The organism is Pedobacter sp. SG908, assembly GCF_011759615.1.
GTDB lineage: Bacteria > Bacteroidota > Bacteroidia > Sphingobacteriales > Sphingobacteriaceae > Pedobacter > Pedobacter riviphilus.
The window spans coordinates 3482314-3498622 of the sequence record NZ_JAAOYY010000001.1 but is presented as its reverse complement, the minus strand read 5'-3'; the positions used below and the strand labels follow the sequence as shown (position 1 = coordinate 3498622).

Annotated in this window: 13 protein-coding genes and 1 tRNA gene; 4 read left to right on the top strand and 10 right to left on the bottom strand. The window is 39.6% G+C overall.

Annotation, left to right across the window (positions count from 1 at the left end; all coding sequences use genetic code 11):
- Positions 1-456: 456 nt before the first annotated feature.
- On the top strand, positions 457-741 hold the full coding sequence (locus tag FHT21_RS14175; protein WP_167295287.1) for a GIY-YIG nuclease family protein: 285 nt from the start codon (positions 457-459) through the stop codon (positions 739-741).
- Between the two features lie 459 nt (positions 742-1200).
- On the opposite strand, the gene FHT21_RS14170 is transcribed toward FHT21_RS14175, so the two are convergent.
- The 7 genes from FHT21_RS14170 to FHT21_RS14140 all read right to left on the bottom strand — a co-directional run bounded on the left by FHT21_RS14170 (position 1201) and on the right by FHT21_RS14140 (position 12516).
- Positions 1201-2127, bottom strand: coding sequence for a TIM barrel protein (locus FHT21_RS14170; RefSeq protein ID WP_167295286.1), 927 nt, complete (start codon positions 2125-2127; stop codon positions 1201-1203).
- A 15-nt stretch (positions 2128-2142) separates the two neighbouring features.
- Positions 2143-3141 (bottom strand): FAD:protein FMN transferase, encoded by a 999-nt coding sequence (locus FHT21_RS14165; RefSeq protein WP_167295285.1) that lies wholly within the window; start codon positions 3139-3141, stop codon positions 2143-2145.
- A gap of 10 nt (positions 3142-3151) precedes the next feature.
- Positions 3152-4471, bottom strand: a complete 1320-nt coding sequence (locus tag FHT21_RS14160; RefSeq protein WP_167295284.1) for a Gfo/Idh/MocA family oxidoreductase — start codon at positions 4469-4471, stop codon at positions 3152-3154.
- Positions 4472-4507: 36 nt separating this feature from the next.
- A complete protein-coding gene (locus FHT21_RS14155; protein ID WP_167295283.1) occupies positions 4508-5473 on the bottom strand; it encodes an SUMF1/EgtB/PvdO family nonheme iron enzyme in 966 nt (321 codons plus the stop codon).
- Between the two features lie 170 nt (positions 5474-5643).
- Positions 5644-6921 (bottom strand): DUF5103 domain-containing protein, encoded by a 1278-nt coding sequence (locus FHT21_RS14150; protein ID WP_167295282.1) that lies wholly within the window; start codon positions 6919-6921, stop codon positions 5644-5646.
- A gap of 466 nt (positions 6922-7387) precedes the next feature.
- On the bottom strand, positions 7388-9295 hold the full coding sequence (locus tag FHT21_RS14145; protein ID WP_167295281.1) for an ABC-F family ATP-binding cassette domain-containing protein: 1908 nt from the start codon (positions 9293-9295) through the stop codon (positions 7388-7390).
- Positions 9296-9435: 140 nt separating this feature from the next.
- Complete coding sequence (locus FHT21_RS14140) at positions 9436-12516, bottom strand: AsmA family protein (protein WP_167295280.1); 3081 nt, start codon at positions 12514-12516, stop codon at positions 9436-9438.
- Between the two features lie 125 nt (positions 12517-12641).
- Between FHT21_RS14140 and FHT21_RS14135 the strand changes: the two genes are divergently transcribed.
- The 3 genes from FHT21_RS14135 to FHT21_RS14125 all read left to right on the top strand — a co-directional run bounded on the left by FHT21_RS14135 (position 12642) and on the right by FHT21_RS14125 (position 14990).
- Complete coding sequence (locus FHT21_RS14135) at positions 12642-13052, top strand: Rrf2 family transcriptional regulator (RefSeq protein ID WP_167295279.1); 411 nt, start codon at positions 12642-12644, stop codon at positions 13050-13052.
- 73 nt (positions 13053-13125) lie between these two features.
- Positions 13126-13776 (top strand): NAD(P)H-binding protein, encoded by a 651-nt coding sequence (locus FHT21_RS14130; RefSeq protein ID WP_167295278.1) that lies wholly within the window; start codon positions 13126-13128, stop codon positions 13774-13776.
- 185 nt (positions 13777-13961) lie between these two features.
- The gene (locus FHT21_RS14125; RefSeq protein WP_167295277.1) at positions 13962-14990 is read left to right on the top strand and encodes a quinone-dependent dihydroorotate dehydrogenase; all 1029 of its coding nucleotides are present in this window, start codon (positions 13962-13964) and stop codon (positions 14988-14990) included.
- 236 nt (positions 14991-15226) lie between these two features.
- On the opposite strand, the gene FHT21_RS14120 is transcribed toward FHT21_RS14125, so the two are convergent.
- The 3 genes from FHT21_RS14120 to FHT21_RS14110 form a co-directional block, all read right to left on the bottom strand.
- A complete protein-coding gene (locus FHT21_RS14120; protein ID WP_167295276.1) occupies positions 15227-15892 on the bottom strand; it encodes a DNA alkylation repair protein in 666 nt (221 codons plus the stop codon).
- Positions 15893-16006: 114 nt separating this feature from the next.
- On the bottom strand, positions 16007-16177 hold the full coding sequence (locus FHT21_RS14115) for a spore protein (RefSeq protein ID WP_167295275.1): 171 nt from the start codon (positions 16175-16177) through the stop codon (positions 16007-16009).
- A gap of 34 nt (positions 16178-16211) precedes the next feature.
- Positions 16212-16285, bottom strand: a tRNA-Cys gene (locus FHT21_RS14110).
- Positions 16286-16309: the final 24 nt, after the last annotated feature.

The following is a 16309-nucleotide window of genomic DNA, read 5'->3' as shown; positions in this document are numbered from 1 at the left end:
ATCGCATCTAATCCATACGTCATTCCCGTGCAGACGGGAATCTTAACGCAGCTTGCAAACCCAGCTTAATGCTTTAAGATCCCCAATCAAGTTGGGGATGACGATCGCATCTAATCCATACGTCATTCCCGTGCAGACGGGAATCTTAACGCAGCTTGCAAACCCAGCTTAATGCTTTAAGATCCCCAATCAAGTTGGGGATGACGATCGCATCTAATCCATGCGTCATTCCCGTGCAGACGGGAATCCTGGTGTAGCTTGCAAACCCAGCTCGATGCTTTAGGATCCCCAATCGAGTTGGGGATGACGATCGCATCTAATCCATACGTCATTCTCGTGCAGACGGGAATCTTAATGCAACTTACGATCGCTGCTAGTCTAAATAAATTTGAGATGAAGCGAATGTTTGATGATGTAGCGCATAAAAACTTACGAGAAATAATGTATTTTTAATACATGGAACGCGGTGGTTGTGTTTACATTATGACAAATGCCTTTAACACGGTTTATTACATCGGTGTTACTTCTGACTTGCACTCAAGAGTAATTGATCATAAATGCAAAAGATATCCAACTTCCTTTACAGCTAAATATAATTGTATAAAGCTCGTATATTTTATGTTCTATCCTGGCATTGAAGAGGCAATTGCTCAGGAGAAGAAATTGAATAGGGATTGGAAAATTAAGTTGATTAGCGATAACAATCCTGAATGGTTGGATTTGTTTAATGAGGATTTGTGATTTTAAAGATGGGAGTCCTAAAACGTAGCGTAATGCATCTCATCCATGCGTCATTCCCATGTAGATGGGAATCTTAATGCAGTTTATCAGCCCGCTTAACGCTTTAAGATCCCCAATCGGGTTGGGGATGACGATCTCATCTCATCCATTCGTCATTCCCGTGCAGACGGGAATCCTAATGCAGCTTGCAAACCCCGCTTAACGTTTTAAGATCCTCAATCGGGTTGGGGATGACGCTTGCATCTAAACCGTGCGTCATTCCCGTGCAGACGGGAATCTTAATGCAGCTTGCAAACCCGGCTCTATGCTTTAGGATCCCCAATCAAGTTGGGGATGACGATCGCATATCCTCCACGCGTCATTCCCGTGCAGACGGGAATCCTAATGCAGCTTGCAAACCCAGTTTAGCGCTTTAAGATCCCCAATTGGGTTGGGGATGACGACCCATCTAGTATACATCTACAAAAAATTATCCTCAGCCCTATAAGCCGAAATTACAGCCAGTTCGCCTTCTTTTCCACCTTTCGAATTGCCGTGTTCCATACCCATAACACCTTTATAACCCTTATTATACAAGTGTTTAAATAGGTTTTTATAATTGATTTCTCCTGTTGTAGGTTCTTTCCGGCCCGGATTATCGCCAATCTGGATGTAGGCGATTTCGTCCCAGCAGCGGTCGATGGTTTTAATTAAATCACCTTCTGTACGTTGCATGTGGTAAATATCGTAAAGGATTTTACACGAAGGGCTTTTAACCGCTTTACAAACGGCATAGGTTTCATTGGTTTTTTGGAGAAAAAGTTCTGGCGTATCGCTCAGGGTTTCCAAAACCATAATTAAACCATGGGGTTCAAAAATCTCTGCACCTGCGCGCATGGCATCGATTACATTAGCAAACTGGTTGCCATATGGTAGGTTGCGTTCATAAAAGCCGGGCACTACGGTAAGCCATTTGGCATTACAGCGTTTTGCGGCTTCGACCGATTTTTTGCAGGTTTCGATAAATTTATCTTTAAATTCCTTTTTGCCCGTTGTTAAAGAGGTTTTCCAGTTGTCGCCACCGTCTACTACAAAAACCCCCATGCGCATGCCCAATTTTGCCAACAGGTTTCCGATTTTTTCCTGTTCTTCAACAGGGCGGCCTAGGTAACCATTATCTTCTATTGAACGGAAACCTTTATCGTACATAAACTGGATCTGATCTAAAAAACTTTTACCCGCATGATTTTGGAACATGCCCTGGTGAGGGGCATAATCGAGGTTGAAAGTTTTATCACTGAATACTGTATTGGGCTTTCCAGCGGCAAAAGTATCGGTAATTCCTGCTCCTGTGGTAATTGCACCGGCAGTTAGCAGACTATTTCTTATAAATTCGCTTCTTTTCATCGGTGAGGTTTTAGGTTATTGGTGAGTAATTAATTTTTTAAATCCGGTGGTTAAGGTATCGGCTATTTTGCCATCTTTTTGGTGGTACACAAAATAAGCTTCGAGGTTTTTTCTGCTTTCTACAAAGGCAATAGCATCTTTAAGGTGCATGGCCATTAAGGCATTGTCGTAACCATCGGCTGTAATGGCATCTTTGGCGTATACCGTTACGCTTATCATTTCATTATCTAGCGGATAGCCTGTTTTAGGATCGATCAGGTGAGAAATTTTTTTCTTTCCGCTCTGATGGAATTTCCTATAGTTACCAGAGGTAGTGATTGCGCCTGAATTTATGGAAGCGATGTGTCTGATTACCGGAACCCCATCCTTATCCGGACCTTCAATACCAATTTTCATGGTTTCGCCATTGGGTTTAGGTCCTGAAATCCGGATTTCGCCGCCCAGTTCGGCTACGTATTGCTTAATTCCTTTTTTTTCGAGATAAGCGGCAATTAAATCGACGCTGTAACCTTGTGCAATTCCATTTAAATCAATCTGTACACAGGGCTTTAGTTTGCTTAATAAACCATTCTTGAGTTTTAGGTTTTTCATGCCTACACAGGTCAATATCGATTTAATGGCTGCCGGATCGGGTTCTTTTTTAACCTCTTTCGGTCCAAAACCCCATGCCTGTACCAAAGGGGCAACGGTAATATCGAAAATACCCTTAGTATCCTGATTAATTTCGAAACTCCTTTTAAGCACGTCGTTTATGAAACGATCGGTTTTAATCTCTTTTTCGGTAGCATTAAATTGATTTATCAATGATCCCTTTTTGTAAAGCGACATCGATAAATCAATTTCGTTTAATAAACTATCTATGCCTGCCTTAGTCGCTAAACTATCGGTAGCATAGTACATGATAGCATAATCGGTTCCCTGTGCAAAACCATCAATTTTATACTGTTTCACTTCTTTTTTCAAGGAAAAAGCTAAAATCAATGGTAAAATGAAAAACAAAAAGCTATAACGCATCAATTTAGTTTTATATCACTTTTGTTTGCCCCGGTCTGGCGATAGGGTATAAGCCATTTTCATCAGGCATTAACCTTGGGTTAGCATCCCATGCGAAACGTTCAGGCATTAAGTTGATGTTCGAAGCTAAAGCCTCATCCCATTTAATGGTTTGACCAGAATAAGTAGCAAAACGACCAATAATTGCCGAAAATGTACTGGTTGCAGCATAGTCTACATTACTGAATTTATATTCTCCTTTAGAAACCGCATCGAACAGTTCGTCGTGCTCTGTTTGGTATGGATTTGCGTTTCCTTTGGTATTGTGGTTATAAAGTTCTTTACCACTATAATCTTTCATAATGGCCTGATTGCTGCCTGAAAGATAAATTTTACCTTTGGTGCCTTGAAAAGATTCATCCACGCGGTTAGCAGTGCCTTCGAAATGGCGGCACTGACTATGGATTACTGCGCCATCTGCATAAGTTAATTCGATGGAGTGGTTATCATAAATCTCTCCATAATCTTTTCCCGTTCTCCAGGCGCGGCTACCCGTTCCCTGTACCGAAACAGGATGTCCGTTTTTTATCCAGTTGGCAATATCGATATTGTGCACATGCTGCTCTACAATATGATCGCCGCATAACCAGTTGAAATAATACCAGTTTCTCATTTGGTATTCCATTTCTGTTTGGTTTGGTTTACGCGGACGTACCCACACGCCACCGCTGTTCCAGTATACCTGGCCAGACATGATATCGCCAATAGCACCATCGTTAATGCGTTTCATCGACTCGCGATAGTTGGTCTGGTAGCGGCGCTGTAAACCTACTACAACGTTTAATTTTTTCTTTTTAGCTTCTTCGGCTGCGGCCAATACCTTTCTAATGCCCGGTGCATCTACAGCAACAGGTTTTTCCATGAAAATTTGTTTATTCTGCTTAACCGCTTCTTCGAAATGGATAGGACGGAAGCCCGGAGGCGTGGTTAACAACACTACATCGGCCAATGGAATGGCTTTTAAGTAAGCATCGAAACCTACAAATTGGCGTTCTTTTGGAACATCCATTTTTGCCGCAAATTTCGAACTTAATGATTGGTAACTGCTATCTAAACGATCTTGAAAAGCATCGGCCATGGCTACCAGTTTAATGTTAAATTTGGTGCTTAGTGCCTGGAAAGCTGCTCCTGTACCACGATCGCCACAGCCTATTAAGGCAATTTTAATCGTATCCGATCCGGATGCATATGCTCCTGCCAGCGGAATGCTGCTTAACATGGCCCCGCCGGCCAGCATGGCTGTTGCTTTTAAAAAATCGCGACGATCTTGTTGGTTAATTGGTTTTTTCATGTGTTTAAGTTTTTTATTTTGGTTAGGGTTGTGTTTTTAAAAGTCTTTTATAGGTTGCTTATTGTAATATGCATCTATATCTGCTTTTGAAGGCGTTTTTACGGGGCGTACCAAGCGCATGCCTACAAAAGGAGCTTCAGGGAACCACCAATTACTTTTCGGAATCTGTGGATCTAATTGCTTCCATGATGGATCAGACGCTAACCTAACTGTTGAGGTTAAATTATTCGCTGTTTCGTCGTAAGAGCCACCGCGAACTACGTTTGGGTAAAGTTTTTCGGGTACTGCCACAGGGTTTTCTGCAGTTTTATCTTTGCTCTGACCGTAGAAATCGGCAAGGTACTGGTCGTAGGTCCATTCGCTAACGTTTCCATGCATATCGAATAATCCCCATGGATTTGGTTTTTTTAAACCTACCTGATGGGTTTTATTATCGCTGTTATCTTTATACCAGGCATAATCGCCTAATTTAGAAGCGTCATCGCCAAAAGAATATTTGGTTTCCGTTCCGGCTTTGCAGGCGTATTCCCATTCGGCCTCTGTTGGTAAACGATAAAAAATACCTGTACGCATATAAAGCCATTTACAAAATTGGATGGCATTATATTGTGTCATAGCCACCGCTGGTTGGTGCTCTTTACCCATACCAAAAGTCATATCGAGATAGGGTTTGGTAGGTCTGGTAACGGCATCTACTTCAGCCGGAATAGCGCTTGTGCTAGCTTGTTTTTCATAATCACGATAGAGGAATGGTTCAAAAATATCCCATGTTACCTCATGTTTTCCAATCCAGAAAGCATCGAGTTTAACCTCATGAACGGGTTGCTCATCAGGTTTTCCTGTTTTACTTCCCATTTTAAATTTGCCTGCTGGTATAGCCTGCATATCGAATTTTAATTTGGTTCCGTTAATGGATTGTGTGTACGAATCACTTGGTTTTTGTGCTAAAACCTGTGCACATGGATAGGCTATTAATGCTACGGCAATTAACTTTTTAAACATAATTTTTGGTTAGATACACCTAATTCTCTAGTGTGTTTATTTGGTTACTTTTTGAAACGCTAAAGTAAATAACCACAATTAAAACAAAGAAAATTTATGTAACAATAAAGGTAAGTATTGTAATATTAAAAGTCAAATTGACAATTAATATTTTGCTTCGGTTCAGCTGGTTACCTTCTGTCTGAAACTTTATTACTTAAATTGGTATAACCAATTAGGGTATCCCAGCGTGCGCCCGGGCGCCGATAATAAACAAAAATCTGATAGCTGTTTTCGGTCTGGAAGAACGCACCCTCGAAAGGTTTGGTTTCCATTACCTTGGTATCTTTATTATACCAGGCAAATTCATAATCATAGAGACCTTGTTTAAGTATCACATTGCCATAAAACTGTTTCCTGCTGGGATCATAAAGCAGTTTGTTTTCATTGCTCATGGTATAATTGTTAAATCGGCCAACAACATAGGCATCGCCGTTGGGGCTGGGTGCCGGGGCATTTAAAGTGAATAAAACACTCATATACTCTGCTTCTGTTTTATCGTCGCGCCCATCGGTATTGCGGATAAAAAAGTTTCCGTTTTCATCGTACTGGTTGGCAAACGCACCTACCGTTCTGGGGGCATCCTGAAAAAGTATCACATTTACCGATTCGTTATCGCGGTATATGCCTTTAACATTATCGGCTTTGTACCTTAAACTACGGGTATCAAATTTTCTAAATTCGTTGTCTCCCCAAAAATCGTTCGTAGTAAGGTCGTTATAAACCAATTGGTTTGGTCTTACAAATGCGGGTTTGGTATTAAGCTGGATAGTATTAGCATTAAAATTTTGCATTACTATAGCTTTTATATCCTGATAGGGGTTCGGGATGGGAAAGGTATGGTTAATGGTAAAGTTGATTTTTTGTTTGTAATTCCTGTTTTCAACCTGCATGGAATTATTTATTTCTGCTGCTACGGCAACCTGATTGTCGAGCATGTAGAAGCGTTGCGAAATAACCGGTTTTTTTTTGTCGCCATCTAAATAGACTTTTAATACATAATTGCCTCCAATTTTAGGTTGAATTTGAGTATTGGGCAAGCTAATTTCGTAATGTGTATATTTCCTGGCGGTGTTGGAAGAATAGTGGTAATTGATGATGCGGTCGTCATTAAAACTCCCTAAATAATCGATACTCGAGATTTTAGAAGTTTCCCATTCTGCAGTACAATGTTCAATGGTATACCAGTAGTTTTGGGTACCTGCAAGTAAGTCATCGAAAGAAAAAGTTATTGTTTCTGACGAATTGAGCATAATTACAGGTAAGCTCTGCTCTTTATTGCTGTTATAACAGAGTACAGTTTTAATATTTGGAAGATAAATTTTATTCTCATTGGTAAACGTTTGAACGTTTTGGGCAAAGGCCATGGTAGAGATGAAAAATAAAATCGGAAATAATATTTTCTGCATGGCTAAAAGTAAAGTTTTATTAGGAAGGGACAAAATGGACTTGTGGATGGTTGCCACTATTCGTGGTGTCAGATATTCCTATCTGACACAAGCCTATTTTTGTTTTGAAAATAAGCCACGGAAACACGGATGGACGCAGAAGATTTCTAGCGCACCGCGGTTTCCAGAAATAATTTATTGTAGAAAAATCAATATGGTTGATAGTAGGATTTAACTTTATGTACCTTCTCGTTGAATCGTCATTGCGAGAAGGCTTTTTCAGCCGACGAAGCAATCTTTATAGCAAGAATCGCTAGCATGAAAGATTGCTTCGTCGTTCCTCCTCGCAAAGACGACCGAGCTAGTGGATTCTAACAACAAAAACCTTCTTCTGTGTTTCTGCGTTTCCGTGGCAAATTTTAAACAAAAAAGCCGTCCCGATTTTACATCGAAACGGCTATATATCATGCTTATTGGTGTTTAAAATCTAACCTTCCAGTTCCATAATTTCAGCAGCTAAACTTTCCCATTTACCTTGGTTATTGTCTAACTCCTGTTTTGTCGCTAAATAACGTTTGTTGGCTTCTGCCAGTTTATCGGCATTGGCATAAACATGCTCATCTGCCAATTCTGCTTCAATATTTTTAACGTTCTGCTCTAGCTCTGTAATCAGCTTTTCTGTTTTTTGCAGTTCATCGTTGAGCTTTTTTAACTGGCTAGCCGTATTGGGCGCAACTGCTTTTGGCTGTTCTTTTTGTTTTTCTGGCATTTTAACCGGAATAGGTTTAGACACAGGAATTATCCTTTTGCTGTTCCATTCTTCATATTCGGCATAGGTGCCAGGGTATTCTTTAATTTTTCCGCCTTCGATAAACCAGATTTTGTTGGCCACATTATCTAAGAAATACCTATCGTGAGATACGGCAATAAAAGTGCCTTCAAATTGCTGTAATGCTTGAATCAGGATGTTTACCGATTGGATATCCAAGTGGTTGGTAGGCTCATCCAGGATCAAGAAATTAGAATCTGTTGTTAAAGATTTAGCCAGGGCCACACGCGATTTTTCTCCTCCCGAAAGCACTTTGATCTTTTTGAAAACATCATCGCCGGTAAAAAGGAAACAACCTAAAATACTCCTCAATTCCGTGTCGCTATGTTTTGGTGCAAATGCCTGTAATTCTTCTAAAATTGAATTTTCTAAATGCAGTGATTCCAATTGGTGCTGCGCAAAGAAAGTGGTGGTAACATTATGCCCCGTTTCGCAGAAACCTTCAAATTTTTCGGCTCCGGCAATCATTCTCAATAAAGTAGATTTACCCTTACCATTTGCCCCGATCAAGGCAATTTTATCGCCTTTTTCGATCACTCCCTCGGCATCATCCAGAATATGTACATTTGGATAACTCTTATTGGCATGTTCTATACGCACCACGTGCCTGCCTGATGGTTTAGAGAATTTGAAAGCAAAATTTACGGTTGGGTTATCATCATCAACATCATCAATCCGTTCCATCTTGTCTAAAGCTTTCATCCGCGATTGGGCCATTTTAGCCTTGCTCGCCTTCGCTTTAAAACGCTCAATTAAACGCTCTTCCTGCTTTATTTTAGCCTGTTGGTTTTTAAATTCACCTTTTTGGATTTCGCCACGTAAAGCTTTTTCTTCAACATAGAAGCTATAGTTACCCGCATATACGGTTAACTTACCTTTACGCGATTCGACCGTACGGTTTACAATCTTATCTAAGAAATACCTATCGTGAGATACAATTACAATGGCACCTTCAAAACTCATTAAATAGTTTTCTAACCACTTAATGGAAGGTAAGTCCATGTGGTTGGTAGGCTCATCCAGTAATAAGATATCAGGCGTTTGCAATAAAATCTTAGCCAGCATTACACGCATCCGCCAACCTCCCGAGAAAGTATTTAACGGGCGGAGTTGGTCTGCTGTACTGAAACCCAAACCAGCTAAAATTTCGTTTGCCCTATATTCGATGTTGTATCCATCTAAAGCTTCAAACTCTTGCTGTTTATCACTTAATTTGAATAAAACCTCTTCGCTATAATCTGTTTCGATTTTTTTTAGCAGTTCTTCAATCTCATCGTGCAATTGGTTTTGGCGCTCGAAAGCCTCCATGGCCACATGCAAAATGCTATGGTGTGAATCGTAAGAAAGTAAATCCTGGTTTAGGTAACCAATTTTCAAGTCTTTAGACATGGAAACAGTGCCCGAACTAGGTGCATATTCGCCTACAATTATTTTTAAAAGTGTTGATTTTCCTGTTCCGTTTGCGCCAATTAAACCTGCTCTGTCGCCAGGTTTTATATGCCAGTTCGCGTCGTCGTATAAGGCCCTTGAGCCAATCAGGAAAGTTAAATTATTTATTGAAATCATTTCGGCTGCAAAAGTACGAAATTTAAAGGCTTTTTTCAGGTCGAAAATCAAATAGGATAAGCCAGTGGTTTTGCTTTAACTTTTTGGAAAAGCAATACAGCAACCTTTTAATGCTCAATGTTTGTCCTTTATCAATGGAGCTATTTATTTTCTCCTGTTTCTTCCAGTTTACCTTCTTTGTTCCTTTTCAGTTTCACGATTGGTTTTTCCTGCGTACCCGTTATACTCAACGGGATGCCAAATAAACCAAAAGGAGGGAGGCCTAAGCGGCCGCTTAAGTTTAACCTACCATCAAAGCTCACCTGACCTTCGAAACGTGGCCTGAAACCCGCTACTTTCATTTTGGTTTGTTCGATGGTAATGATATTGTTTTTAATGGTCGATTTTATTTGAACATCAGATAAATCCGGATTGGTTAAACTGTCTCTTTTTGTGGCTTTACTCACAGCATTCATCATTTTAAAGCCCATTAAGCTTACTTTTTTCAAGCTCAATACGCCTCCTCCTTTCAGTGACGGATATACCGGAAACATTTCAGCATTCAGTTTGCCTGAGAGTTGATAATCTAAGCCAACAACACCTTTTACTTTTGATGCCGAGCTGGCCATTTCTCTAAATAGTTTAATTTCTTTGTAAGCCCTGGCAATATCAAATTCTTTAGCGGTAAGATGGAAATCGAATAGGCCAGTTTTGGTACTCGTGCTCTTATAGTTCGCATCCATACCCACTTGTGCACCCGCAATATCGAAACCGGTTTGTTGTAAGGTTAATGTCCCATTGTTGATGCGCATGGTGCCTTTCGCGTTTTTAATAAGGAGACCGTTATATTTTACTTCGGCAGCATTGGCCGAAAAAATAACGTTTAGGTTATCGGGAATTAAGATTACACCATTTGAAGGGGCGGAAGCTGCGGTGCCACCATCTGCATAAACCATAAATTCGTCAGCCAAAATTTGCTTACTGCTGAGCTTAAAATTCCCCTCCAGTTTAGCTTTATCACTTAAAACATAATTAATTACATTGTTCAGGCTTCCATTCAGTTTAAAATCAGACTGGCCATAGGTGGCGTTAAATTCATCAAAATTCATCTTATCCTGACGGAAAGAAAATACACCGTTTTTGATTAAAAAGCTTTTGGGGAATAAATCAGACTGGATATTAAGGTCTTTAATCCTGATGGTGCCATTATTTTGCAATTTGTTATATCTGCCAGCCAATGCATCGCTTTGTGAGCCTTTAAATAAAACATCTGCTAAGATAACTCCATTAACCTGATAGCCTTTTACTGCAAACAGTTTATACATTTTACCAATATCTATTGTGCCTTTTGATGAAACACTGTAAGCAATATTTTCGAAATTATGCACATCGGCCTTCATCATAAAGGGCTGCCCCGCCATTTGAAATGAAATGGGTTTAATGTTCAGTTTAGTGTTTTTTAAAGTTCCGTCGCTGTTAATCAGGTCGGCATCGATTTTAATCTGCTCCAAAGGTTGATCGAAATTTGGCGTTTTAATCCTGCCGTTATTTAGCTTAATGCTGGCGGTGGTAACAGGAAAAAGTTTCTTTATTTTATTGTAGGGGCCTTTACTTTGCAGGTCGATATCCATAATGCCGCTTAACTCGTAACCTTTAACCGGATAAATGTTTTTGATATCGGCAAAGTTAATCAGCGATTTCACCTGGATATCTACCGGCATATGCGCTGCCGTTTGAATTTTGGCAAAGCCCCTGATGTAGTTGTTCAACGCCCGGATATCGATATTTTCGATAGCCAGTCTAGTGCTTTTATAATCGCCATCGGTATTAGAACCGGTAATGTTAAAGTTAATTTTATCAATAGCAGCGGGTAGGGCAGGGTGCTTAAAATAACCATCCGTCAGACTGGCTTTTAACGAAAATTTAGGTACAGTGGCAATAACCGTATCTACCTGCCTAATGCCCGAGTGTTGTACCTTTTTGGTGTATTTACCATCGGCTTTGAGGTTAATGTTTAAGCGGCCTTTCAGTTTCAGGTTGTCCATATTTACCACTTTGGCCCATTTGGCTAAATCGATATTGGAACGGGTATCGGTGTAAATTTCGGGTGCCGATAAACCTTTTATTTTGGTAACCGAGGCCACATAGTCTTTTCCGATGTTGAAGTAAAGGCTGTCCATATTAATCAATAGACTATCCGTATTCAAGCCCGGAAGTTTTGTTTTTAAGTTTAAAAACAGGTTACTGATCGGCTCTGGAGCGTTTGGATTAGAAATTGATCCATCTCTTACTTTCATGTTAAACGAGAGTGTAGGCATACTATGCGTGGCAGCAATGTATTTTCCTATTAACGAAGCATCAATCTCTGCATAACCTTTTACCTTTGTTTTTTCCAGTTTATCAGCAATTTCTGAGGGTAGTGCAGTAAAAATGTTCTGTAGATCTGTCTCTTTTGCCTTAGTTCTGAAATCAATATCATAACCATCCTTTAAAAAGGAAAAATGCCCTGCAAAATGGATTGGAAGTGAATTGATCATTAAATTGTTCTCATCGAAAATTAAATTAAGTGAGTTGGTATTTACTTTTGTGATCAGATTGGCATTTATTTTTTTCTTGATTAAATAGGGGGTGTTGGCATAATAAACATCCATTTCATGGATAGAAAGATTGCTTTTTAAGTCAAATATTGCGTTGCTGAGGTCGCCTTTTCCGGTATAATTAAGCCCCTTGGTCCTGATGAGCATAGGAATTGAATGGTCGCTATAAGTAAGGTTGCTATTGTTGATGAAAATCCCTTCAATCTTTATGGCAGTATTACTTTCGCTTGTATTTTGCGTATTTTCCTTTTTGCTTTCGTAAACATTATAATTTGCATGACCTTTTTCATCGCTAAGGATATTAATGCGGGCATCGTCTAAGTAGAACTGATCAATTTTAACCTGTTTAGAGAATAACGAGAGCAGGTTTATGCCCAGCGCTAGTTTTTTGGTGTAAATAAGCGTATCCTGTTGAAAAGGAGCTGAGCCTTTCAGTAAAAACTCGTTTAAATTTAAAGTTAGTGAAGGGAAATGATTGAAAAAGGAAATGTTGGTGCTTTCAAACTTTACCTCGCCTTTTATGTTTTTATTAATAACCTGTGTAATTTCTTTGGTAATGGTCTGCGGAATTACATATGGAATAACAATTAGGAGGGCTATTAAGGAAATGATCGTAATCGCGAATATTGTTAAGAATTTTTTCAAGATTTTAATTTAAGTGCAGAATTGGGCACAAAGATAGTCTTTAGATGAATTAGGAATAAAAATTTAACATTTTTGTATTATAAAATATATTTATACCTTTGTTCTGTAATAAAAATAGTTACAGTATGAATAGCAGTCATTTTTCCATCTCGCTTCACATTCTTACACTCCTCGACCAGGTTAAAGGGCAGCTATTGAATTCTGAATACATTGCCGGAAGTATTAACTGTAATCCTGTTTTGGTGAGGAAAGAATTGGCTAACCTGCATAAACATGGTTTTGTACAGAGTAAGGAAGGAAAGGGTGGGGGCTCTACATTGGCGAAAAATCCGGCCGATATTAATCTGGGCGACGTGTATAGGGCGGTTAAACAAAAAAGCCTGTTGGGCGAAAGCAGAAATGAGCCTAATCCTGATTGTCCGGTGGGAAAACAGATCACTCAACACCTGACAGATTTATATGATGAAGCTGAAACTGCGTTGGTTAAAAATCTTTCTTCTAAAACATTAAAAGATTTTAGTGCAGGTTTTAAATAAAAAAATTTGGATATAACTGTAATAAAAAATATTACAATTTAAATTAGATTATAAATTTTAAAAATTAAATAACATGAAAGTAGCATTAATTGGAGCCTCTGGATTTGTAGGTAAAGCCATTTTAAATGAATTAGTAAGTCGTGGAAATGAAGTGATCGCCATTGCACGCGATACCGCTAAAATTGAAAGTAACGATGATCTTGTGACTAAAATTGCAGTCGATGTTTTAGACACTGAAAAATTAGCAGCGGTTATAAAAGGTGCCGATGCGGTGGTAAGTGCTTTTAACGCCGGTTGGACCAATCCAAATTTATATAACGATACAGTAGCGGGAGCAAAAGCCATTCAGGCTGCAGTAAAAGCATCGGGCGTTAAGCGTTATGTTTTTATTGGAGGAGCAGGTACTTTGCAGATAGATGGTCACCAAATTGTAGATGGACCGAACTTCCCTGCCGAGTACAAACCAGGTGCAACTGCAGTAAGAGATTATTTTAATACATTGAAACAGGAGAAGGAATTAGATTGGTTGTTTTTTAGCCCGGCAATTGAGATGCACCAAGGCATTACCACTGGCCGTACCGGAAAATATCGTTTGGGTAAAACAAGTCCGGTTTTTAATGAAGAAGGCCGTTCTATTTTATCAGTAGAAGATTTGGCAATTGTTATTGCCGATGAGCTGGAAAATAATGCACATCACCAGGAGCAGTTTACAGCGGCATACTAAAAATTGGTTCACTAGCCATTAGCTCATTGGCGAATGTACAGGTTGCCTGGGGCTGATGGCTAGTTGGTTTATCGTTATCAAGCTATCGGCTATGCACTATCATCTTGACTAATGAACCTATGGTTGCTGAACTAATGGACTAAATCCTTTTTCCATATTTACCTATAAGTTCTTATCTTCGTGGCATGTATCGCATTATTAAACCAATATTCTTCAAATTTGACCCTGAGAACGTACATTATTTTGTAGTAAAGCGGTTAAAGTGGTTTAATGATAAATTTCCGCTGGGTAAAACCATTATCCGTAGCAGCTTTGATGTACATATTAAAGGTTTGGAACGTGAGGTTTTTGGCGTAAAATTCAGAAACCCAGTTGGGTTGGCCGCCGGATTTGATAAAAACGGTGAATATGTAGAGCCACTTAGTAATTTAGGCTTCGGCTTTATCGAAGTGGGTACGGTAACGCCAATGCCACAGCCAGGAAATGATAAACCCCGGATGTTCCGCTTACCTAATGACGAAGCCTTAATCAACCGGATGGGCTTTAACAATAAAGGGGTGGATGTGATGGCCGAGCGTTTGCGCTTGCTAAAAGATAAACATCCAGATATTGTAGTGGGTGGAAACATCGGTAAAAACAAGGCTACACCGAATGAAGATGCAGTACGCGACTATATTAAATGTTTCGACCGTCTTTTTGATGTAGTAGATTATTTTGTGGTAAATGTAAGCTCGCCAAATACGCCAGGCTTACGGGAGCTACAAGAAAAAGAACCCCTGAAGAAAATTCTGAATACCTTGCAGCAGCGCAATCTTAAAAATAATATTTCACGGCCGATTTTGTTGAAAATTGCGCCTGATTTAACTGATGCACAGCTAGATGATATTATTGAAATTGTGGCAGAAACAAAAATTGCAGGTATTATTGCCACCAATACGACCATCAGCAGGGAAAACCTGGCTGCAGAGCAGAATTTAAAAGCGGAAACCGGAGGCCTAAGCGGAAAACCTGTTAAAGAACGCTCAACCGAGGTGATCCGTTATCTTTCAGAAAAATCAAATAAAGCTTTCCCGATTATTGGGGTAGGAGGTATTCATTCGGCTAAAGATGCACGAGAGAAACTGGATGCTGGCGCCAGTCTGGTTCAGTTGTATACTGGTTTTATTTACGAGGGACCTGGATTGATTAAAAGTATCTGTAAAGAGTTAGTTTAAGTGCAATCTAGGCTTTAAACTGATTAGTTTGAAAGTATTGTAACCAGATCATTTTTAATTTTCAGGTTTTGGAAATGAATGTCAGTATTTCATGGGCTGTGATAGTCCCGCTATCGCTTCAAAGCCTTGGCTCGTTCCTCGCCTGCGGGTTTTACGCTACTATCGGGTTTATAATGAAAGGTTTGTGCTGGTAATATTTCTCCTTAACTTAACTACATTCGCTACGGGCTAAATAACTACTTCTGCCGGCTTACCATTTCATTAATCCATATGGGCGCAAATGGGGAAGTACAGCCTTTAGAAACGGGATAATCGCGGTAAATGCCAAGTTTTTCTCCAATGGCCAGGGCTCTTTCTCTATAATCAGGATGATTAATCCCAATCTGGGCCAATGCGGTATTCATTGTCCACTGGATTTCTGGTGCTACTTTAGGCATTTCTTTTTCAATCCGATCAAGAATGCTCGGTATATCTATTCCCTCAGGTTCTCTGGCTATACGTCCGCTGGTTAAGCTCCAGCCTGCACGGGCCAGCATCACGTTTTCTGAATTCATCCACTTTTCGCGGAATTGTTCTTTATCAGGGTATTCTTTAACGATGTAATTGTAAAACCAATCTGCAGCCCAGGTAAAATTTTCTGAAGATACCATCTGCTCGATTTCTGCTGCCGATAGTGCTTTTGGTTTAAGGATTAGGATAGCCAATAGCCGGGCATCAATATTTTCGGTTTCCCAAAGTTTAAGTGCAAGTTCATGATCGGTTTTGATCTTTTTGGCTATTGCTCTAATGTTACCCATTTTAACGCCAAAAATGTTTTCTCTTGCACCATTTTTAATGTGCATGGCACGGACTTTCTCTTCGCCGAGCGATTCTAGTTTTGATAGCGTTTCTGTAAGATTCATAGTTTTGCCTTTCCCTGTTTTCAAATTTAAAGATTATCCGCATTTTTTCGGACATAAAAAAAGCATCCTTTGATCAGAAGGATGCTTTAAATCTTTAAGAAGAATTTCTAAAAACTATTTTGTCAAAGTAGCTAAAACAGCATTGTTTTTGGCTAATTGATCATTTTTAGGTTGTGCAGAGCGGCTTCCTAACTCGATGTTAGTTGCTCTCTTTAAAAATGCTACCTCTTGGTGAGCTGTATTTTTATTTCTTCTGTCTTTTCTTTTTAATCTGGTAACTGCCATGGTAATAACCTTTTAATTATTTTATTTGTACAAATGGAGGTCGAGAGCGGATTCGAACCGCTGTAGAAGGTTTTGCAGACCTCTGCCTAGCCACTCGGCCACTCGACCCTTAAATTCAAGGCTGCAAAAATA